At 67.6% G+C, this 20715-nt stretch carries 18 protein-coding genes; 7 read left to right on the top strand and 11 right to left on the bottom strand.

Going from position 1 to position 20715, the window contains the following annotated elements; translation table 11 throughout:
- The first annotated feature begins 24 nt into the window (after window positions 1-24).
- Window positions 25-822: a hypothetical protein gene (locus tag ASD42_RS31845; RefSeq protein ID WP_056824213.1), complete on the top strand. Its 798-nt coding sequence runs from the start codon at window positions 25-27 to the stop codon at window positions 820-822.
- 45 nt (window positions 823-867) lie between these two features.
- Here ASD42_RS31845 and ASD42_RS31840 read toward each other — a convergent pair whose 3' ends face one another.
- Genes ASD42_RS31840 through ASD42_RS31830 form a run of 3 tightly spaced genes read right to left on the bottom strand, consistent with a single transcriptional unit; the run spans window position 868 to window position 2970 of the window.
- Window positions 868-1632 carry an AIM24 family protein gene (locus ASD42_RS31840; protein WP_056823915.1) on the bottom strand — a complete coding sequence of 255 codons (765 nt, stop codon included), beginning with the start codon at window positions 1630-1632 and terminating at the stop codon, window positions 868-870.
- A gap of 4 nt (window positions 1633-1636) precedes the next feature.
- The gene (locus ASD42_RS31835) at window positions 1637-2338 is read right to left on the bottom strand and encodes an AIM24 family protein (RefSeq protein ID WP_056823912.1); all 702 of its coding nucleotides are present in this window, start codon (window positions 2336-2338) and stop codon (window positions 1637-1639) included.
- An 8-nt stretch (window positions 2339-2346) separates the two neighbouring features.
- Entirely contained in the window at window positions 2347-2970 is a 624-nt protein-coding gene (locus tag ASD42_RS31830; protein ID WP_056823909.1) for an AIM24 family protein, read from the bottom strand.
- 205 nt (window positions 2971-3175) lie between these two features.
- Between ASD42_RS31830 and ASD42_RS31825 the strand changes: the two genes are divergently transcribed.
- Both ASD42_RS31825 and ASD42_RS31820 read left to right on the top strand, forming a co-directional pair.
- Window positions 3176-4531, top strand: a complete 1356-nt coding sequence (locus tag ASD42_RS31825) for a TerD family protein (RefSeq protein ID WP_056823905.1) — start codon at window positions 3176-3178, stop codon at window positions 4529-4531.
- Window positions 4532-4558: 27 nt separating this feature from the next.
- Window positions 4559-6112, top strand: coding sequence for a TerD family protein (locus ASD42_RS31820; RefSeq protein ID WP_056823902.1), 1554 nt, complete (start codon window positions 4559-4561; stop codon window positions 6110-6112).
- Window positions 6113-6141: 29 nt separating this feature from the next.
- On the opposite strand, the gene ASD42_RS31815 is transcribed toward ASD42_RS31820, so the two are convergent.
- From ASD42_RS31815 to ASD42_RS31805, 3 genes are all read right to left on the bottom strand, one after another.
- Complete coding sequence (locus tag ASD42_RS31815; protein WP_063893788.1) at window positions 6142-7878, bottom strand: glycosyltransferase family 87 protein; 1737 nt, start codon at window positions 7876-7878, stop codon at window positions 6142-6144.
- Window positions 7879-7899: 21 nt separating this feature from the next.
- On the bottom strand, window positions 7900-10077 hold the full coding sequence (locus tag ASD42_RS31810; protein ID WP_082844403.1) for a transglycosylase domain-containing protein: 2178 nt from the start codon (window positions 10075-10077) through the stop codon (window positions 7900-7902).
- Between the two features lie 924 nt (window positions 10078-11001).
- Window positions 11002-11418 (bottom strand): DUF5318 domain-containing protein, encoded by a 417-nt coding sequence (locus ASD42_RS31805; protein WP_170112103.1) that lies wholly within the window; start codon window positions 11416-11418, stop codon window positions 11002-11004.
- A gap of 123 nt (window positions 11419-11541) precedes the next feature.
- Between ASD42_RS31805 and ASD42_RS31800 the strand changes: the two genes are divergently transcribed.
- The 4 genes from ASD42_RS31800 (at window position 11542) to ASD42_RS31785 (ending at window position 15225) form a co-directional block, all read left to right on the top strand.
- On the top strand, window positions 11542-12612 hold the full coding sequence (locus tag ASD42_RS31800) for a DUF1707 SHOCT-like domain-containing protein (protein WP_056823896.1): 1071 nt from the start codon (window positions 11542-11544) through the stop codon (window positions 12610-12612).
- 7 nt (window positions 12613-12619) lie between these two features.
- Window positions 12620-13411 (top strand): DUF1707 SHOCT-like domain-containing protein, encoded by a 792-nt coding sequence (locus ASD42_RS31795; RefSeq protein WP_056823893.1) that lies wholly within the window; start codon window positions 12620-12622, stop codon window positions 13409-13411.
- 154 nt (window positions 13412-13565) lie between these two features.
- Window positions 13566-14123, top strand: coding sequence for a PadR family transcriptional regulator (locus tag ASD42_RS31790; protein ID WP_056823890.1), 558 nt, complete (start codon window positions 13566-13568; stop codon window positions 14121-14123).
- Window positions 14116-15225 (top strand): inositol-3-phosphate synthase, encoded by a 1110-nt coding sequence (locus tag ASD42_RS31785; protein WP_056823887.1) that lies wholly within the window; start codon window positions 14116-14118, stop codon window positions 15223-15225. Before ASD42_RS31790 ends, ASD42_RS31785 begins: the two co-directional genes overlap by 8 nt.
- A gap of 92 nt (window positions 15226-15317) precedes the next feature.
- Here ASD42_RS31785 and ASD42_RS31780 read toward each other — a convergent pair whose 3' ends face one another.
- From ASD42_RS31780 to ASD42_RS31760, 5 genes are all read right to left on the bottom strand, one after another.
- Complete coding sequence (locus tag ASD42_RS31780) at window positions 15318-15749, bottom strand: GyrI-like domain-containing protein (protein WP_235569908.1); 432 nt, start codon at window positions 15747-15749, stop codon at window positions 15318-15320.
- Window positions 15749-16204, bottom strand: a complete 456-nt coding sequence (locus ASD42_RS31775) for a GyrI-like domain-containing protein (RefSeq protein WP_056823884.1) — start codon at window positions 16202-16204, stop codon at window positions 15749-15751. Before ASD42_RS31775 ends, ASD42_RS31780 begins: the two co-directional genes overlap by 1 nt.
- 177 nt (window positions 16205-16381) lie before the next feature.
- Window positions 16382-18703 carry a transglycosylase domain-containing protein gene (locus ASD42_RS31770; RefSeq protein ID WP_056823882.1) on the bottom strand — a complete coding sequence of 774 codons (2322 nt, stop codon included), beginning with the start codon at window positions 18701-18703 and terminating at the stop codon, window positions 16382-16384.
- Between the two features lie 97 nt (window positions 18704-18800).
- On the bottom strand, window positions 18801-19688 hold the full coding sequence (locus ASD42_RS31765; protein ID WP_235569907.1) for a carbohydrate ABC transporter permease: 888 nt from the start codon (window positions 19686-19688) through the stop codon (window positions 18801-18803).
- An 11-nt stretch (window positions 19689-19699) separates the two neighbouring features.
- The gene (locus ASD42_RS31760; protein ID WP_056823879.1) at window positions 19700-20677 is read right to left on the bottom strand and encodes a carbohydrate ABC transporter permease; all 978 of its coding nucleotides are present in this window, start codon (window positions 20675-20677) and stop codon (window positions 19700-19702) included.
- Window positions 20678-20715 lie beyond the last annotated feature (38 nt).

Raw genomic sequence — 20715 nt, 5'->3', positions numbered from 1 at the left:
TTCGCGACCGATCTGGATCGCACGATGATCTTCTCCCGCAACGGTTTCGGTGGCGCCGAAACCGTTGCGAAGGAGTGTGTCGAGTACTACGAGGGTGGACCGCTCTCCTACATGACCATCGCCGCCGTCGCCGCGCTGCGCGAACTCGCGGGCATCGCCCCGGTGATCCCCACGACCACCCGCACGATCGAACAGTTCCAGCGCATCACGCTGCCCGGCGCACCGTGGCGCTACGCCATCACCAGCAACGGCGGCAACATCCTCGTCGACGGCATCCCCGACCCCGCGTGGCGCGTCGCCATCGACGACCAGGTCAACGCGTCCGGAGCTACCCTCGCCGATGTCGGCGCCGAATTACGTTCCCGCATAGACGATTCCTGGGTCACCAAGTACCGCGAGGCCGACGAGTTGTTCTGCTACCTGGTGGTCCGCCCCGATCAGGTGCCCACCGGCTTTCTCGCCGAATGGGATACCTGGTGCCGCGCCAATGGCTGGTCGGCGTCCCAGCAGGGGCGCAAGATCTACACGATGCCCGACGCCGTCTGCAAGAGTCTCGCCGTCGCCGAGGTCCGCAAGAGGTTGACCGAAGCGGGCGAATTGGCCAGCAGCGCAACCTTGTTCACCGCTGGTGACGGCGCACTCGACGCGGAGATGCTGAAAGCCGCCGACGCCGCGATCCGTCCACGCCACGGCGAGCTCGAAGAACTGAGCTTCACCGCCCCCAACCTCACGATCACCACCGCGGCGGGAATCCTGGCGGGCGAGGAAATCCTCGAGTGGTTTCACGCCGCGGCGCAGCGCAGCACCGTGCCGGTCGGCTGACCGGCACGAACCCGGGCGCCGAAACGGGCCCCGGGTTCGAAGCGCTCAGTAGTGCTGCTGCTGACCAGCCAGCTGCTGGGCGATCACACCCTGGATGCGCTGTAGACCACCGACCGTCACACCGCTCTGGAGCTGACCCTCGATCGTGCGGACCAGCGCGTTGTCGCTCATGATCTTCTCGGTCGACTGGATCAGGACAGTGCCCGCGCCGGTGAAATCGAACTGACGTTCCTCGCCGGAGTTGGCGCCCATCCTGGCCGCACCCGCCGCGAGGAAGCTGCCGATCCACCCCTGGTCGTAGTGGTGACTCGGCGACGGGCAATCAGCCCAGCCGACAAGGGATTCGGGGTCGACGCGCAGCGGCGGTTCGGCGAACATCACCGGCCCGTTCGACGACGCGAGGAACTTACCGGTACCGATCAGCGTGAGGAACCCGGGCACGATCGACTGCTTGAGGGCCAGTCCCGGCTCGAAGGCCAGCAGGTTCGCACCACGGATGGTGAGGTTGCCTTCTTCGAGATCGTAGGAATTGATGTCGTACCCGCGGTCGCCGATGATCAGCTTGCCCTGGCCCTGCGCCACCACGTAGTCACCCGCGAACAGCGGCGCCGAGAACTGGCTGCTCACCATGTGCATCAGGCCGCCCTGCAACCCGTGGGTGAGCATCTGGAACTCGATCTGGCCGTAGTAGGCGATCATCGCGCCCTTGCGCATGAACCACGGTCCGGTCAGGTCGATGCAGTAGGCGTAGCTGTTGCCCGGAATGTTGTCGCTGGCACCGAGATTCATCGGTGAGAGGATTTCGCTCATCGGTTCACAACTTCTCTTCGGAGGCCTGCACGAACACCACACCTTGTCCGTGGCAATGCAGCTGCATCGCCTCGCCAGCGCCGCGACCCACCGCGTCGCGCCAGCTCATCGCGGACTTCAATTCGGTCTGCACATTGCCGTAGGCGGCGACGAACGCCTGTGGGTCGACAACGATCGGATTCGGTCCGCCCACCTGCAGTTCCAGGAATCCGCCGTGCGCGAGCAGCGCCGCCGAACCCTGTCCGCTGAGCTGGGTGGTGAACATGCCCGTGCCGGTCGCGACACCCGCGGCAGCGCCGCGCAGCGCGCCCATCAGACCGCCGCCGCCACCGCCGCCGCCGCCCGAACTGGCCACGGACACCACGGAAGCCTGCAAACCGGCCGACTGCGCGAGCAGTCGCGACGCCTCGGCTCGCAACACCGCACCCGGCTGCATCTGCACCACGTGCACCTCGAGCCCGGCGAATCCGTAATGGACTTCGCCGTTGCCCTGCGCCAGCATGGTCCGCTCGTGCTCACCGGCCATCATCTGCCCGGCCATCCGCATCAAACCGCCACCGCCCATGCCCTGACCGGCGCCGGGAATCTGATGCGGCGCGAACGCCACCTGACCCGTGTAGAACAGCATCGCGCCGGAGCGGGCGACGACGCCGCCCGCCTGTCCGACGTTGACCTTGACGACCTTGCTGTTGACCTTCTCGAACATCGCCTGCCCTACCGTTCCGCCGGCTGGATCAGCACGACACCCTGGCCGTCGAACCGCAGCGAGAACGCCTCGCCCGCATCCTGACCGACCATGCTCCGCCAGGAGACGTCGGTGACGAACGACTGATTGAGATTGCCGCGCGAGGCGACGAACGCGTCGGGATCCACGATGAGCGGATACTGCGGCGACACCTCCAGGTGGATCAGCGGCCCACCGGCCGACAGCAGCGCCACCTGACCCTGTCCGCTGACCGTGGTGGTGAACAGCCCGCTGCCCGCCGACATCCCGCCGACCCCGGCGAACCGCACATCGGTGCGCAGATTGCCCGCGAAGGCCAGCAGCTGCTGCGACTCCACCTGCAACGTCTCGTTGTTGAGATTCACCACGGTGACGTTCTGACCGTTCACCGCGAGGAAAACGCGACCGTTGCCGTTGCATTCCATCAGTGACAGTTTCTCGCCGGTGGCGCGGCGCTTGAGGCCGTTGAGCACGCCCTCGCCGCCGCCGAACCCGGCCGATTTGAACTGCACATTGCCTTCGTAGGCCACCATCGAGCCTGCGATCGCGCGGATGCTCGTCCCCGCGAGCTGCGCCTCGATCACCTTCTTCGACTGTTCGAACAATTGCGCCATGACAGGCTCCGCTGTCCCCTCTGAATAGGCGGGCGAACCGCCGTCGTCCGACTGCGTCGTCACCCTAACCGATCAGGCGAAACTCCGCCCGCGACGCCGAACAATGTGGGTGAGCGGCGAAGAGCCCGGACGTGTGTGCCCGGTTTCTCGTAGAGTGGCAAGCGAGTTCCGTCGACACCCACCAACGACAAGCGAAGGGTCGAACTTGTCTGCAACACTCGCCAAGGGCCAGAACGGCCCGGTGGCCGTCAGTGACGTGGTGATCTCGCTCCAGGTCACCGCACCGGCCGACCTGTCCGCGCTGCTCGTAACCGAGCAGGGCAAGGTCCGCACCGACGCTGATTTCGTCTTCTACAACCAGCCGAGTGGACCGGGTGTCGATCTCCGGCCCGGCCCGGCGGGTCAGCCTGCCTCGCTTGCGGTTTCGCTGCCCTCGGTGCCCGCCGACATCGATCAGATCCGCGCGGTGATCACCCTCGACGACGCGAACAGCAACTTCGGCCGCTTCGCCCCGCCCACCGCCATCGTCTCCGACGCGTCGGGCAACCAGCTGTTCAGCTACCAGATCGATGGTCTGAACGCCGAGTCGATCGTGATCGCGCTCGAGTTGTACCGCCGTCAGGGCAGCTGGAAGGTCCGCGCGGTCGGCCAGGGCTACGCGGGCGGTTTCGCGGCACTGGTCACCGATCACGGTGTGCAGGTCGATGATTCGCCCGCCCAGGCCGCCCCGCAGCAGGCCGCGCCCCCGCCGCCCCCGCCGCAGCAGGCCCCGCCCGCGTACCCGGCGCAGTCCGCGCCCGGCTACCCGCAGCAGCCCGCGCCCGCTTATGCCCCGCCCGGTGGTGGCTACCCGCCCCCGCCCGGCCCGGCCCAGCAGCCCCCCGGCGGCGGCTACCCGCCGCCGCCCGGACAGGGCTACCCGCCGCCCGCGCAGGGTGCGCCGCAGCAGCCGCCCGGCGAGATCAGTTTGAGCAAGGATCGCCCGGTCAGCCTGCAGAAGGGCCAGCGGGTCACGCTGCGCAAGGAGGGCGGCGCCGCGCTGACCTTCGTGAAGATGGGTCTGGGTTGGGACCCGGTGCGCACGCGCGGAATGTTCGGCAACCGCACCGTCGACATCGACCTCGACGCCTCGGTCTGCCTGTTCGCCGACCAGAACCTCGTCGACGTGGCCTACTACGGCCAGCTGTCGTCGAAGGACGGTTCGGTGCGCCACCAGGGTGACAACCTCACCGGCGAGGGCGACGGCGACGACGAGATGATCCTCGTCGACCTCACCAGGATCCCGGCGCACATCACCACGCTGCTGTTCATCGTCACCTCGTACAAGGGCCATTCCTTCGAGCAGGTGCAGAACGCGTTCAGCCGCCTCATCGACGGCACCACCAACGGCGAGCTGGCGCGCTACACCCTCGCGGGCGGCATGCCGTTCACCGCGATGGCGATGGCGAAGGTGTACCGCGCAGGGGGCGACTGGAAGATGCAGGCGCTCGGCGAGGGCTTCAACGCCAAGCACCCCGGTGAGGCCGTGCCGCAGTTGGGCCGATTCCTCGGCGGCAACTGAACCAAGCGACAGAGCAGGGCAGACACCGTGATTCACCTGAAAGCGGGGCAGAACACTGCTCTGACCGCTGATTCCGTGCGCTTCACCGCGCAGACCACCGGCACCGTCGAACTCGGTGCGCTGGTGGTCGGCGAGGATCTGCGGGTTCGCGACGTGCACGATCACGTGTGCGCGTCGCGGCCCGCGGCGCCAGGGGTGAGCTTCGCCGGGGCGGCGGTGGATCTGACGCTGTCGCAGCTCAGGTCCGATGCGCACGCGGTGCTGCTGTTCGTCGCGGGCGGGCGGACGCTCGGTGCGGTGACCGCGTCGCTGTACGAAAACGGTAGTCCCACCGCTGAATTCGTCATCGCTCCGACAGCGGGCGAGAGCGCGCTGATCTGCCTCGAGGTGTACCGCCGTGGCGGTGGCTGGAAGTTGCGGGCGCTCGGTCAGGGTTACGCGGGCGGCACGGCACAGTTGCTCACCGCGCACGGCGTGACCGCGCCGGAGCCCGCACCCGCCCAGGCCTGGCAGCCGCAACCACTCGCGCCGCCGAGCGCTCCCACCGAGACGGTCGCGAGACCCGTTCCCGCGTCGGGTATTCCACTCGAAGTCGACCACGGGCTGCAACGCATGTGGATGATCTTCGAAGACGCCGCCCGCTCGGCCGCCGCGCTGGTCTCGGCCCGCGACTACGCGACCAAGCGTTTGGATCAAGAACTCTCCGAAGCGGTGTCGAACCCGGCGACCCGCAATACCCCCGCCGCCGACGCGGCCCGCGCGCAAGCACAACGTCGGCACGACGACCTGGTCGCCTCGGCCGACGCCGACCACCGTCGCGACAGCGACCAGCTCGGCCAAGAGATCGCCGAAGCCGACGCCGCCATGCCCGCCGCGCTGGCCTCATGGCTCGCTCCGGCGTGGACCACCCGCGCCGCCCGCGCCGACGGCATCCGGCTCGGCGAGCTCTACGCCCTCGACCGCGGCGGCCTGCGTGTGCCGTATTGCGTTCCGGTGCCGCTGAATCGGCCGCTGTGGGTCGACACCGAATCCACCGCCGCGGCCTCACGAGTGGTCGGCGCCCTGGTGGCCCGCCTCGTCGCCGCGATCCCCGACAAGCCGACCAAGGTCGACCTGATCGACCTCACCGGCGGCCTGCGCACCCTCGCCGCCCCCCTCGCGCCACTGTTGGCAGGCCCGGTCATCGCCGACCACGGCGACATCTCCGCCCGCCTCGCCGAACTCGCCCACGCGGCCGAACTCGCCGATATCGCTTACAACAGTGGACAAGCCGTACCCCCCACAGAACACCGCATCCTCGTTGCCGCCGACTTCCCCCACGGCTATCAGGGCAGCGACGTAGTGCGCCTGGGTCAACTGATGGTGCGCGGCGACCTGATCGGCCTGTCCCTGGTCATCGTCGGCAGCGGCAGCGGCGAATTCGGCGACGGCCCAGTAGATCTCCTCGCCCAGTCGTGCAGGCACCTCCCCACCATGCCCGGCACCCCCCTGTTCGACCCATGGACCGGCAACGCCTGGGAACTCGACCTCGACATGCTCCCCGCCGAACCCGAACTCCAGGCCCGCTACCTACGGATGTAGTGCGGGAGTGTTCGTCGGACCCGCTCCGGTCAGTTCAGAACCGATACCGGTCGCGAGCTGACCGTGGCCTGCCTTGGGCGCAGGAATTCCGGGAGCCAGGGGAGTAGCGGGTCGAGGGCGCGGTCGAGGACGCCGCCGGCGGGGTCGTCGACGAAATCGCGGCGGACCACGTCGTGCTGTGGGCGCAGGATCTCGTAGACGATCAGGGCGCACAGGCCGAGCACTGCCAGGTCGCGCAGGACGACGGTGCCGGTGAACCACTGTTCGGGCAGGCCCTTGTTGTCCTCACCGAGGTAGTAGTACATGCGCGGCACCCAGACCAGCGCGTCGATCGTCATCCAGGCCAGCAGGATTCGCCGATGTGGCAGCGCGAGTACCGCCAGCGGCACCAGCCACAGCGAGTACTGCGGGCTCCACACCTTGTTCGTCAGCAGGAAGGCCGCGACGACGAGGAAGCACAGCTGGGTCAGACGGGGGCGGCGTGGCGCGGTGAGGGCCAGGTAGGCGATGCCCGCGCAGGCGGCGACGAAGGCCAGCAGCGAGACGGTGTTCAGGATCGTCGGCGGCTCGCCGTGTCCGAGCTGCCCGTCGAAGCCCGGCCAGCCGGTGAACGAGGTGATCACGTTATAGATCGAATCGGGGTCGGCGTGGCGAGTCGTGTTGAGGCGGAAGAACTCTCGCCAACCCTCTGGATACAGCGCCGCGATCGGCAGGTTCACCGCGGCCCAGGTGCCCGCCGCGGCGAGCACCGTGAGGGTGGCCGCGCCGAGCGGACGCAACGCGAAAAGGTGCGTCCTCGCCGGTGTTTCACGCAACCAAGTTCGGGCGGTCTCGAGACTGTCGACATCGCGCAACCGCAGCGCGGCCCGCGCGGCGGGCTGACGCTGCATCGGATCGATCCGCATGCACAGCACCACGATCGGTCCGAGCAGCAACAGCGGATACAACTTCGCCGCCCCGCCGAGTCCGAGCAGGATGCCCGCGAGCACCGGCTTACGCCGCGCCCACGCCAACAGTCCGGTGGCCGCGAAAGCCGTTGCCAGCGCATCGAAATTCGTGAACATATGCACGATCACCAACGGCGACACCGCGATCAACGCGGCGTCCCACACCCGTCGCCCGGCTAATCGCGACGAGGCCCAAACCGTGATCAACCAGCCGACCGAAAGGCCGAGCGCGACAACGTTGAAATACACCACCACCGACATCGCGCCGGGCAGTGGCAGGTGGTCCCAGACATTGCCGATCTGCATCGCCGCGTACTGGTACAGGCCCGAAAGCACCGGATACTCCATGTATCTGGTCTCGGTGCCACCGTCGGGCGTCGATTCGGTCCAGGATTTCTTGTACGGGAACGCGCCCTCGTTGAGCCGTTCGGCGCCGTAGAGCGGCACCGTGTCGGAGTAGCACATGGCCACGTACTGGCGACCGTTGTTCCAGTCCAGCATCAGACCGCCGTCGCCGTCGCTCGTCTGCTGGATGCAGCCCGCTTTGGCAGTCCAGCCCAGCGCCAGGAAGATCACCGTGAAGGCGAACATCACCCGCAGCGGGGTCCAGAACCGCACCCGCCCGATCAGCGCGTGATCGCCGACCGGGCCGCCGATCACGGTGGAGAGTTGCGCCGTGAGTGAGTCGTTGCGGCTGGGCCGGTCCCGCGCATCGATCGAGCGCAGGTCGGGCGCCAGCGGGGCGGGCGCCACGTAACCCTCGCGGCCCAGCCGGGTACCACTCGACGCCGGCTGGTCCGCGAGTTGCTGATCGGTCACGACATCCGAGGCTACCGGTGGTTACCGGGATCGGGTCGGCGTGGTTCCCGCGTCGCTCTCGTTGTCGTTACCTGTGGCGCCGTTGCTCGGTCTGTTCGACCCGCCGTTGCCGTTTCCTGGCGTCGCGGGCGAGCCCTCGGGTCCGGCCGTCGGCTGACCGGGCAGCGGGCCCGCGCCGGTCTCAGCGGGGGTCTGCTGCGACTGCGGCACCGCGGGCTGCTGCACCCCGGGCACCGGAATCCGGATGCCGGGCAGGATCTCGACCTGCGAGGGCACGATCACCGGCGGCACGATCGCGGGCACGGTGGTGGACGGCGCGGTGTAGGGCGCCGACCATTCCGGCACACCGGCCTGGCCCTTGATCGGGGCGGGCTTGGGGAACGACTCGTTCGACGTACCCGACAGCGCGCCGTCCATCGTCGCCTTCCAGATGTCGGAAGGCAGACCGGAACCGTAGATGCTGCCGCCGCCGTAGTTCTTGAGCGGGTCGCCCTGCTCGGTGCCGACCCACACCGCGGTCGACAGCGACGGGGTGTAACCGACCATCCAGGCGTCGCGGTTGTTGCCGGTGTCGCCGAGCTGGTGGGTACCGGTCTTGGCCGCGGACTCGCGGCCACCGGCCAGGTTGTGGTTGCGCGAGTAGGCCGCGATCGGCTTCATCGCCGCGGTGACGTTGTCGGCCACGGCCGCGCTCACCCGCTGCTCGCCGGCGGGCTCGCCGCGATCGAGCAGCACCTGTCCGTCGGCGGTGACGACCTTCTGCACGAAGTGCGGTGCGTGGTAGACGCCCGACGCCGCGAGGGTGGCGTAGGCCGAGGCCATGTCGAGCGGGCGCGACTGGTACTGGCCGAGCACGATGCCGTTGTTGGGGCCGACGCCGCCGGGCTCGGTCAGCGTCTCGCCGATGCCGGGCAGCTCGGTGGCGATACCGAGCTTGTGGCCCATATCGGCGATCTTCTGCGGACCGTTCTGCATGTCCAGCTGCATTCGGTAGAAGCTGGTGTTCAGCGAACGCTTGAGCGCCTCGGCGATGGTGCACATACCGCAGCCCTCGCCCTCGACATTGCCGATCTTGATGCCGTTGACGGTGATCGGCGAGCTGTCGTAGAGCTGCGAGAGCGGAACGCCCTGTTCGAGATTGGCGGCAAGGCCGATCGCCTTGAACGAGGAGCCCGTCGGCAGACCGGCATTGGCGAAGTCGAAGCCCTGACCGTCGCTGCCGCCGTAGTAGGCGCGGACCGCGCCGGTGCGCGGGTCGATCGAGACCACGGCGGTGCGCAGGTTCTCCGGCTCGCCTTCGAGCTTGCCCTGCGCGGCCTTGATCGCGGCGTCCTGTGCCTTCTGATCGATCGTGGTGGTGATCTGCAGACCCTCGGTGTTGAGCTGCTGCTCACTGATGCCCGCGGTCGAGAGCTCCTTGAGCACCTGGTTCTTCACCAGGCCCTCGGGACCACCGTCGTTGTTCTTGTCGCCCAGCGATTCCAGCGTGACCACCTGCGGGTACTGCATCCCCTGACGCTCCGTCGCGGGCAGGTTGTTCTCCGCGACCATGCCGTCGAGCACGTAGTTCCAGCGCGAGCGCGCGCCGTCGGGGTTCTTCTCCGGGTCCAGCATCGAGGGCAGCTGGATCGTCGCGGCCAGGACCGCGCCCTCGGCCACGGTCAGCTCCTGCACCGGCTTGCCGAAGTACGCCTTGGACGCGGCGTCGATGCCGTACGCGCCACGACCGAAGTAGATCGTGTTCAGGTAGGCGGCGAGGATGTCTTCCTTGCTCCACTGGCGCGCCATCTTGGCCGAGATCACCAGTTCGTGCATCTTGCGCGTCATCGACCGCTCGTCACCGACCAGCGCGTTCTTCACGTACTGCTGGGTGATCGTGGAACCACCACCGGCGCTTTCCTTGCCGAGGACGTTGTCGCGGGCGGCGCGGGCGAAGCCCGAGACCGAGAAGCCGGGGTTGGTGTAGAAGTCACGGTCCTCGGCGGCGATCACGGCATTGCGCACGTGCGGCGGGATCTGATCGATCGAGACCTCGGTGCGGTTGCCCTGCGGCGGGACCACCTTGCTGATCTCGGTGGTGCCGTCGCTGGCGAAGATCGTCGCTACCTGGTTGGTCTCCAGATCGCCCGGCTTCGGCACCGAAACCGCCGTGTAGGCGACCAGGAACACCGCGCTCGGCACGACGATGGCCAGGGCCATCAGTACGTAGAGCGTGCGGCGAACGATTCGCCACGGCGATTTCTTCACCGCGCCATCACTACCCGAGCCGTCGTCGCCCCCGCTGCCGTCGCGGCGGTTGCGCGGACCCGTCGGCGGTGGTGTACCGCCCGCGGCCCGACGTTCACCGGTGGTCGGGCCCGCGGTGGCGCGCCGTTCACCGGAGATGGGGCCACCGGGGCGTTGGCCCGCTCCGGCACGTGCGGCCGCGGCGGCGCCGCCCGCGCGGGCGGGCCGGGCCAGATCGTCGTTCGCGCCGCGCACGGTCCGGGGCTGACCGGGACGCACAGTCGACTCGTCGAGGGCGCCGGGATGCGGCAACTTCTGCGTGGCGCCGGCGGCCGGCGTGCCGGGACGACCCGGCTGCACCGGCCGACCCTGCGGCGGCCTGCCCTGACCGGGCGCGCCTTGCGGAACCGGTCCACCCTGCGGTCCACCCGGACGCTGCGGAGGCTGACCCGGCCGACGCGGCGGCATCCCACTGGGCGGCGGCCCCTGCTGACGATTCGGCGGCGGCCCCTGCGGACCACGTCCACCGGGCACCGGGCCACCCTGCGGGCGCCCGCCCTGCGGGGGACCACCGGGCGCACCCTGCGGGCGCGGTCCGGCGGGCGGCATCGGCCGACGCGGCGGGGGACCGCCGGGACGATCACCCGACTGCGGGGGGAGACCCGATTGCGCACCCCGAGCCGGACGACCGCCGCGCGGATCATCGCCGTGGGGGGAGGACTCGTAGGGCGAACTCACTGACCAGATCTCCATAACTTGTAAGGTTCGGACACACAACATCCGCGCCGGAGTACCGGCGCGGAGAGGGTGCACCCCGAACAGCGGCGCATCACGCGGTGGCCACCATTACTTGTGCGGGCAGCCCGTTACTCGGCAGCCCTGTCGCTCGACAAGCCATCATTCGGCAGCAGAGCGCCGGGCTCGCGAACTCGTCCGTCGCCTGGCTGGCGCGGGAGCCGTGCCGAGCACGTACGACTGCACCAGATGATTCCAGCTGCACGAGCGGCATACCTCGACGACATGCACCGAGAATTCTTCGTTCGACTCGGCCATCCGAATCAGTTCCTCGGGCGTCCGCGCCGACCCGGCCGCTTGGCCGAGCCCATCGCCGAACACCCACGAAACCAACGTCAGCTGCTCTTTTCGACAGATCGGACAGGTCGCCTCGCTGCCTCGGCCATGGAACTTCGCGGCCCTGAGCAGATAGGGATTCGCATCGCACACCTCGGCGACGCCGACCCGCCCCGCGTAGACATCGGCCAGCAGGGACCTGCGCCGAAGCGCATAGTCCACCACCTGCCGCTGAATTCGCACGATCACCAGAGTAGCGGGGTTCGGATTCACGTGCCCACGGCATCGTTTGATCCGACTTTGCCGATTAAACTCCCGATACCGGGGTTCATCCGGATGTTTTCGCAGGTGAGGTGACCCACGGCCATGGCTGATTCCGGGCAGCGACGGGCCGCCGTCGATTCGGTGCTGCGCGCACGTGACATCGATCGCGCACAGGTGTCGACCGTGCTTGACGCGGCCTACGCCGAGGGCCAACTCGGCGCGCAGGAGTACCACGACCGCGTCGCGTCGGCGAGCAGCGCGCGCACCGTCGGCGAGCTCGCCCGCCTGACCGCCGACCTGCAATCACCTGCGGTTTTCGGCGAAGATGCCCCGGCCGAACGCCCCCGCCGCCGTGCCCCCGACCAGTACCCGGCCCGCACCAGAGCCAGGTCGACCGACCGCGCGACGACCGTCGCCGCCCTCGACACCGCCCACGCCGACGGCCAACTGGATTCCGACGAACACGCCGCAATGGTCGAATTAGCCGCAGAAGCACGAACATTGGGCGATTTGTCCACCTTGGTGGCCGAACTCCACCAGCGCCCGGCCGCACCGGCCAAACCTCGCGCCCGCCGAGACCGCACACGGTCGGCGGTCATCGCACTCGCCGCGGTCACCGCCATCGCCGGATTCGTGTGGACGGTCCGCGACGACGAGCCCGCGCCCGCCGCAGCCGCGACGGTGGCAGTCGACTACGACGCGGCATCACCGCTGGTGATTCCCACGCCGATGCTCAATACCCTCGCTGGTTTCGTCCAGTTTCGCGACGATTACCGCGCCATCTTCGGCGACACTGTGGTCGACGAGGCGGTTCTGCACGACGAGCACGCCTCCGCTGTGCGGCGCGTGCCCGGCAATGCGAAATCAACCGCCGATTACACCTATCGCGGTGGCTTCGCGCGGACGAGTTCGCAGATCAACACCCGTCGGCGCGATGCTGTCGACATCGATCTGGCGCAGGTGAACGTCGAGGCGCTCGGCGCGGCGCTCGCGAAGGCGGCGGCCACCGTGCGGGTACCCAACGGCGCGGTCACCCACTTCCGGATCGCGAACGACAGCTGGGCCGGAGGGCCGGGGATCACGATCTTCGTGCGGAACGAAGTCGCCCAATCGGGCCATTTCGTCCTCGCGCTGTCGGGGGACGTGCTGAAGACCTACCCGTACGAAGGATGACCCAGCGATGAAGCCTCCGTCTCCGACGAACAACCTGCGCGCTCGCGACACCGACCGCGCCGACGTGTGCTCGGTGCTCGATGCCGCTCTTTCCGACGGCCAGCTCAGCGCCGCAGAGCACGAGACCCGCACCGCCACCGCGATGCGTGCCGAGAACTTCGCCGCCCTCGACCGTCTCGTCGACGATCTACAGGTCCCGGCCGAACTCGCCGCCACTCCCGTGGCGCGTGGCGTCGCCCGCGCACCCCGCCGCTGGTGGATTCCGGTAGGTGCGATCGTCCTCGCCGGGCTGCTCGGCGCGGGTGTGGGGCTGCTCGGCCGCACTGTCGGTGACGCCGTCCTCGGCGATCCGCTACCCGACCTCACCACCGGCAACGGATTGGCCCACTTCGTCGCGGACTACCGCGCCGAATACGGCACCACGATCGCCGACGAGCTGACCCTGTATCCGGAATACGCCCTGGTGGAACGTGATTCCGGCAAACCTGGCAAGCAGGACGAGCTGAAGTACCGCGGCGACTTCGAAAAATGGGGTTCATCAGGCTCTCGTCCACCCGACACTCGCTCGTTCGACCTCGCCACCATCGACCTGGCCCGCTATGCCCGCCTCATGTCAGGCGCAGCCGGAACAACCCGCGTCCCCAACGGCTGGGTCTCGCACGTTCTGGTCAGGTACCCGCCCGGCGGCGGCAAAGACGCCGAACTGGAAATCAGCATCTACGTCAAGAACGAAGCCGAGCAGAGCGGATACCTCAAAATCCGTCCCAATGGCGAACCCATCGCGGTGTACCCCGCCTAGCGCTGCAACTCTCCCTCTCCCTGACCTGCGTCGATGACGCATGCGTCACATTCGACTGTGCGTAGATGTATCGCTCCGATATAGTTGGAACTCGCATCCACGGTTAGGTCCGTTCGGCCTGTCAGGTCGACATAGTCAGGGAGTGAGGTCGGCAGTGCTCGAATTGGCGATTCTCGGCCTGCTCCTCGACGCGCCCATGCACGGTTACGAGCTGCGCAAGCGGTTGACGGGCCTGCTCGGAGCGTTCCGGGCCTTCTCCTACGGTTCGCTCTACCCGACGCTGCGCAGAATGCAGGCCGACGGGTTGATCGCCGAGGAGCTTCCGGACGGCGCGCTCGCGCGTCGTGCGCGCCGCGTCTACCGGCTCACACCGGTAGGCCGGGAACGGTTCTCCGAACTCCTTGCCGACACCGGTCCGCAGAACTACACCGATGACGGCTTCGGCGTTCACCTCGCCTTCTTCAGCCGCACTCCCGCCGAGGCGAGAATGCGGATCCTGGAGGGCAGGCGTCGTCAGGTCGAGGAGCGCCGAGAGGGTCTGCGGGAAGCGATCAAGAAGGCCAGCGGGTCACTGGATCGCTATACCAAGCAGCTCCACCAGCTCGGATTGGAATCAAGCGAGCGCGAAGTGCGCTGGCTCAACGAGTTGATTGCGGCGGAGCAATCGACGAAGGCGGCACCACAGAAAGAGGGAAAGAGCGGCCATGAGTGATGTCAACAAGGTTGGATCCGGCGAAGTTCGCGTCGCGATCGTCGGTGTGGGCAACTGCGCATCGTCGCTGGTGCAGGGCGTGCAGTACTACAAGGATGCCGACGAGAACCAGGTCGTTCCCGGCCTCATGCACGTCAAGTTCGGTACCTATCACGTACGCGACGTGAAGTTCGTGGCCGCGTTCGATGTCGACGCCAAGAAGGTCGGCTTCGACCTGGCCGAGGCCATCTTCGCCAGCGAGAACAACACCATCAAGATCTCCGACGTGCCGCCGACCGATGTGACGGTCCTGCGTGGCCCGACCCTCGACGGCATCGGCAAGTACTACGCCGAGACCATCGAGCAGTCCGAGGCGCCCGCGGTCGACGTGGTCAAGGCGCTCAAGGATGCCGAGGTCGACGTGCTGGTCTCGTACCTGCCCGTCGGTTCCGAAGAGGCCGACAAGTTCTACGCGCAGTGCGCGATCGACGCGAACGTCGCCTTCGTCAACGCGCTGCCGGTCTTCATCGCCTCCGACCCGGTCTGGGCGCAGAAGTTCGTCGACGCCGGTGTGCCGATCGTCGGCGACGACATCAAGTCGCAGGTCGGCGCGACCATCACCCACCGGGTGATGGCCAAGCTGTTCGAAGACCGCGGCGTGGTGCTCGACCGCACCTACCAGCTCAATGTCGGCGGCAACATGGACTTCAAGAACATGCTCGAGCGTGAGCGTCTGGAGTCGAAGAAGGTCTCCAAGACCCAGGCCGTCACGTCGAACCTCACCGGTGCGCTCGCGGGCAAGGTCCACGACCGCAACGTCCACATCGGTCCCTCGGACTACGTGGAGTGGCTCGACGACCGCAAGTGGGCCTACGTGCGTCTCGAGGGTCGTGCGTTCGGCGATGCTCCGCTGAACCTGGAGTACAAGCTCGAGGTGTGGGACTCGCCGAACTCGGCGGGCATCATCATCGACGCTGTCCGCGCGGCGAAGATCGCCAAGGACCGCGGCATCGGCGGACCCGTCATCCCGGCCTCGGCCTACCTGATGAAGTCCCCGCCGGTGCAGATCGCCGACGATGTCGCGCGCACTCAGCTCGAGGCGTTCATCATCGGTGCCGATTAATCACTGAACGAACAGAGCCGGTGCGCACGAACTCTCGTGCACACCGGCTCTGTTTCATTTGCGGCTGGTGCCGCAGTTCTCGGCGCGCCCTTCTAATCCAGGGAGACGTAGACCTCGACCGAGGTCGGACCGGTGTAGCGCTCCAACTCCGCCGTGTGCGAGCGGGTGATGGTGCCCGCGTTCTCGGCTTTGATCACCTGTGCCCACGCGGTGCGCAGCAGATCGTAGGGCTTGTCCGAGACCACGAACTTGGCGTAGCGGCCCGCGGGGATGCGGGTGAGTACGTCACCTTCGTCGATGTCCTCCAGCCCGGCCACCTCGTAGCCGAGCACGGCCACCGCGTGATCGTTCTGGCCGATATAGGCAGCCGCGCGGGGAACCGTCTTCTCCCGCGACAGATACCGATCCCAGGTGAAATTCACCAGATCAAGATCACGAGCGGTCACCTCACGGCCGGCCAACGGCACGGTGAGACCCGCGACCAAGCCGTCGTCGAGGGTGACGATTTCGAAATCCACGGCCATCAGCTGTCCTTCTCCTCGGTCAGCGAAACGAAGATCTCGACCGTGCGCTCGTCGGGATACTGCTCGCAATCGCCGGTATAGGCGCGCACGAATTCACCCGCGGCCTCCGCGTCCCACACCTGGCGCCACAGCCCGACGATGGTGTCGCCGAGGTTGTCGCCGCTGGCCACGAATCGCGCGTAGCGCCCCGCCGGAATCCGGCCGAGCACGTCGCCTGGCTGCAGGTCGGCGAGGGTTTTGCACTCGTATCCGACGATGTGAGTCAGGTAGGAGTTGATCTCCGGCGCGAAATCGACATAGCCCGTCGCGACCGGCCCCGGTAACGTCCTCGCCCGCAGGTGCGCCCACGCCTCGACCACTTTGGCGCGGCGCGGCCCCTCGACGGCGAGCGCCGGGCTGCGAAGCACCGTGCCCGCGATCAGCGTCTCGGGACGGTCAACGACATTGAAATCCACCTGCGTAGCCCCTATGTCTAGTGTCGTCGCATGTCGGTACCGACCGCACATCCTCCCGTATCGGTCCGACAGGTTCCGCGCCGGGATCATTCGACCCCTGGTCGGGCGGTTCGCGCTCTGGGCAACGATGTTGCCATGTCGCCAGGGTAGTCGGGTCCGGGTGCGCCAACTCGTGATCTAGCGCGGCCCTTCGCCACCGAGCCCGGGGAACAATTCACCCGGTGTCGACGGGTTCGGCGCGGGCGGAATGACGATCAACGGCGGCGGCGCGGGGCGCGGTGAGCTCGTCGGCGGACCGAAGATGTCGAAGCCGCCGCCCGGCGTCGGCGCCACACCGGTACCCGGGGTCGGTATCAGCGGCGGATTGGACAGCGGTGGCACCTCGAATTGTTCGACCGGCGTTCCGGCCAGCGCCGTGTCCATCGTCTGCTTCCAGATGTCGGCGGGCAGGCCCGAACCCCAGACGGCCCCACCGCGTCCCGTGCGCAACGGCTGTGGGTGCTCGGTGCCCACCCACACCGCGGTGGACAGGGAGGGCGTGTACCCGACCATCCACGCGTCCTTGTTGTCCTTGCTCTCGCCGAGCTGAGTGGTTCCCGTCTTGCTCGCCGACTGCCTGCCGCCAGCGAGCCCGTGGCCGTTGGAGTAATTGGCGATCGGCACCATCGCCGACGTAGTCGCATCGGCGATCTCGGCGGAGATCCGCTGCTCGGGCTCTGAATGTCTCTTGCCCGTCGCGGTTTCCCAGCTGCGGTCGAGCAACACCCGCCCGTCCCCGGTGCTCACCTTCTGCACGAAGTACGGCTGGTGATAGACCCCGGACGCGGCCAGCGTCGCGTACGCCGACGCCATGTCGAGGGGGCGCACCAGATACTGGCCGAGCACGATGCCGTTGAGCGGATAACCGTCCGGCTCCGCGAGGCTCACGCCGTCGACGCCGGGAATGTACTCGGGGATGCCGGCCAGGTGCGCGGCCTCGGCGATCGAGCGCGGACCGTCGGCCATCGTCATGGTGAGCCGGTAGAAGCTGGTGTTCAGTGAGCGTTTGAGTGCCTCGGCGAGCGAGCACCGCCCGCACGAGTCGCCCTCGACATTGGTGATCTCGGTTCCGCGGTCGGTGATGGGCGCGCTGTCGATCGCCCGCGAGATCGGAATGCCTTGCAATTGGGCGGCGACGAGGGCGAAAACCTTGAACGCGGAGCCTGTCTGGAGCGGTGCCTGCGCGAAATCGAACCCGGTCCCGTCCTCGCCGCCGTAATAGGCGCGCACCGCCCCGCTGCGCGGATCGATCGACACCACCGCGGAGCGCAGTTCCGGCGGCTGCCACGACAACCGCTCACGCACCGAATCCACCGCGCCCGCCTGCGCCGCGGCGTCGATGGTGGTGGTGATCTGCAGTGCGCCCGTATTGATGTCGGCGTCGTCGAGACCGGCGGCGCGCAATTCGCGCAGTACCTGGGTGCGGATATGCCCTTCCGGTCCGAGCACGACGGCTTCGGCGGGCACATCGTCGAGCGGGATGATCGCCGGGAACTCCGTCGCGTCGCGGTCGCCCGGCGCGAGCGCGGTCATCTCGACCATCCCGTTGAGGACGTACTGCCAGCGCGCCCGCAACTGATCGAGATGGTTCTCCGGATCCAGCACCGAGGGTGAGCGGATCACCGCCGCGAGCACCGCGCCCTCGGCGAGGGTCAACTCCGGCACCGGTTTGTCGAAATAGGCCTTCGACGCGGCGGCGATCCCGTATGCCCCACGCCCGAAGTAGATGGTGTTGAGATAGGCGGACAGGATCTCGTCCTTGCTCCACTGCCGTGCCATCTTGGCCGCGATGATCAGCTCGCGCATCTTGCGGGTGACGGTGCGTTCGGAGCTGAGGAAGGCGTTCTTCACGTACTGCTGGGTGATCGTCGAGCCGCCGCCCGCGTTGTCCTGTCCGCTCACATTGTCGCGAGCGGCACGCAGGAAGCCGCTGGTCGAGTACCCGGCATTGGTATAGAAGGTGCGGTCTTCGGCCGCCAGCACGGCGTCGCGCACCGGATACGGCACATCGGTGAGCGGAATGGGAATCCGATTGCCCTGTGGCGGAATGAATTTCGTCAGCACCGTGGTGCCGTCGGCGGCCAGCACGGTGGCGGGCTGCTCGACCGCGACCTCGGCCGGTTCGGGGATCTCCGAACTCCAGTACACCGCGACGAACAGCAGCGCGGGCACACACACGAAGATCACGAACAACGCGAGCAGCAGCCGCCGGATGCGTTGACCCCTGGTGCGCGGCTTACGTTCCGAGGGCTGTTCGTCGGTGCCGAGCCGGGCGGCCTGTTCCCGTCGTGCGCGACCCTTGTCGGGGGGCCCATCGGTGGCGGCCAGTCGTGCCGCCTGTGCCCGTCGCGCCGCACCCTTGCTCGGCTTCTGGTCCTTCGCCAGTGGATCGCGGAACCCGGCTATCGAGGTATACGGCACGTCATCATCGGAACGCCCGCGCCCGCGCTGGGAGGCCACACCATCTCCTTTCGGAGCGAGGACAAGAACTCACCTGCACCGATGTCGATATCGGTGCAGGCGACTCTACCCGGCGGTGGCGGCAGAACCCGGCAGGTCAGCTCTTGACGCCGCCCGCGGTGAGACCGGAGATGATGCGACGCTGGAAAATCAGCACCATGATCACCAGCGGCACGGTGACGATCACGCCCGCCGCCATGATGGCCGCGTACGGCTGCACCAGCGGGTCGTTGCCCGAGAAGCTCGCGATCGCGACCGTCACCGGTTTGGTGTCGTCGCCCGACAGCAACCTGGCCAGCAGATACTCGTTGATCGAGGCGATGAACGCCAGGATCGCCGTGGTGAACACCGCGGGCGCGGCCAGCGGCAGCATGATCAACCGGAAGGCCTGGAACTTGCTCGCGCCGTCGATGCGCGCGGCCTCTTCGAGCTCCCACGGCAGTTCGGCGAAGAACGAGGCCAGGATGTAGACCGTCATCGGCAGCACGAACGAGATGTTCGGGATGATCATCGCCTGGTACTGGCCGATCCAGCCGATATCGGTGAACAGCTGGAACAGCGGCGTCACCAGCACGACGGCCGGGAACATCGACGCCGACAGGATCAGCCCCGAGATCAGGTACTTGCCCGCGAAGGCCATCCGGGCCAGCGCGTAGGCCGCGAGCACACCGAGGATCAGCGCCACGGCGGTGGTCGCCGATCCGATGATCACACTGTTGAGCAGCGCCTTGCCGAAGTCGTTGCCGCGGCTGGTGTCGAAGGCGTTGCGGAAGTTCTCCAGCGTCACGTGGGTCGGCCACGGGGTGCTGTCGAAGGTGTGGGCCGGGTCGCGGAACGCCACTACGGCCATCCAGTAGAACGGCCCGAGGCCCCAGATCAGCACGATGGCCACACCCAGGTAGAGCCGCGCCGTGCCGAGTCGCTTACTCCACGGCACCGGCTGCACCGGCAACGAATTCGTTTCGGCGGCAGAATCTTTCGTCATCACAATGCTCATCAGTTCGCCTTCCGCTGATCTTCTTGCGTGCGAACAGCGTTGGCGCCCAGCACCTTCACCAGAATGAACGCGATCGCGAAGACGAGCAGGAAGGTGATCACCGACAGTGCCGCGGCGCTGTTGGGACCTTGGCGCACCTGCTCGACCACCAGGATCGACAGCGTGTTGGTCGACGGGTTACCCAGCGTCATGATCGCGGGCAGGTCGTACATGCGCAGCGCGTCCATGGTGCGGAACAGCACCGCCACCAGCAGTGCGGGCTTGAGCAGCGGCAGCGTGATGTGCAGGAACCGCTGCCAGGCCGACGCGCCGTCGACCTTGGCCGCCTCGTACACATCGGCCGGAATCACTTGCAGCCCAGCGAGAATCAGCAGGGCCATGAACGGCGTGGTCTTCCACACGTCGGCCGCGATCACCGCGAAGCGCGATGCCCACATATCCGAGGTCCACAGGATGTGCGTGCCGAGCACTCGGTTCACGACGCCGTCGTACTGGAACATGAACTCCCACAACCGCGCTGTGACGGCGGTGGGGATCGCCCACGGAATCAGCACGGCGGCGCGCAACAGCGCCCGGCCACGGAAGGTCTTGCCCATCACCATGGCCATGCCGAGCCCGAGCAGGGCCTCGAGCGACACCGTGATCACGGTGAAGAACAGGGTGATCCCGACGGCCGACCAGAACTGTGAGCCGAGGGTGCCGGTGGGACACGACACCGTGCCCGTCAGCGACCCGCACTGCTGCAGCAGCCAGTGCGTGTAGTTGCTGAATCCGGCGCTGCCGCCCTCGACGAACATCCCGGTGGCCGGGTCGATTCCGGAGTCCTTCGAGAAGGACATCGAGATCGCCTCGACCACCGGATATCCGATGACCACGGCCAGTGCGACGAGCACGGGCGCGACGAACAGCCACGCCTTGCCGGATTGTCGCAGTTCCAGCGCTAGCCCGCGCTGCTTGACTCCCGAAGGATCCGACACCGTTACTACTCTCCTACGGTCTGGTCGGGTCCGCTGCG

This window comes from Nocardia sp. Root136, from assembly GCF_001427185.1.
Classification (GTDB): Bacteria; Actinomycetota; Actinomycetes; order Mycobacteriales; family Mycobacteriaceae; genus Nocardia; species Nocardia salmonicida.
Note: the sequence above shows the minus strand (reverse complement) of the source record. Positions and strands in the feature narration are given on the sequence as shown.

What these genes read in the sequence shown, in the direction of transcription:
- ASD42_RS31780 (WP_235569908.1), bottom strand. Translation starts at nt 15,749, where the DNA reads ATGGCCGTGGATTTCGAAATCGTCACCCTCGACGACGGCTTGGTCGCG.
- ASD42_RS31830 (WP_056823909.1), bottom strand. Translation starts at nt 2,970, where the DNA reads ATGGCGCAATTGTTCGAACAGTCGAAGAAGGTGATCGAGGCGCAGCTC.
- ASD42_RS31835 (WP_056823912.1), bottom strand. Translation starts at nt 2,338, where the DNA reads ATGTTCGAGAAGGTCAACAGCAAGGTCGTCAAGGTCAACGTCGGACAG.
- ASD42_RS31800 (WP_056823896.1), top strand. Translation starts at nt 11,542, where the DNA reads ATGGCTGATTCCGGGCAGCGACGGGCCGCCGTCGATTCGGTGCTGCGC.
- ASD42_RS31840 (WP_056823915.1), bottom strand. Translation starts at nt 1,632, where the DNA reads ATGAGCGAAATCCTCTCACCGATGAATCTCGGTGCCAGCGACAACATT.
- ASD42_RS31785 (WP_056823887.1), top strand. Translation starts at nt 14,116, where the DNA reads ATGAGTGATGTCAACAAGGTTGGATCCGGCGAAGTTCGCGTCGCGATC.
- ASD42_RS31765 (WP_235569907.1), bottom strand. Translation starts at nt 19,688, where the DNA reads ATGACGAAAGATTCTGCCGCCGAAACGAATTCGTTGCCGGTGCAGCCG.
- ASD42_RS31810 (WP_082844403.1), bottom strand. Translation starts at nt 10,077, where the DNA reads ATGGCCCTGGCCATCGTCGTGCCGAGCGCGGTGTTCCTGGTCGCCTAC.
- ASD42_RS31845 (WP_056824213.1), top strand. Translation starts at nt 25, where the DNA reads ATGATCTTCTCCCGCAACGGTTTCGGTGGCGCCGAAACCGTTGCGAAG.
- ASD42_RS31795 (WP_056823893.1), top strand. Translation starts at nt 12,620, where the DNA reads ATGAAGCCTCCGTCTCCGACGAACAACCTGCGCGCTCGCGACACCGAC.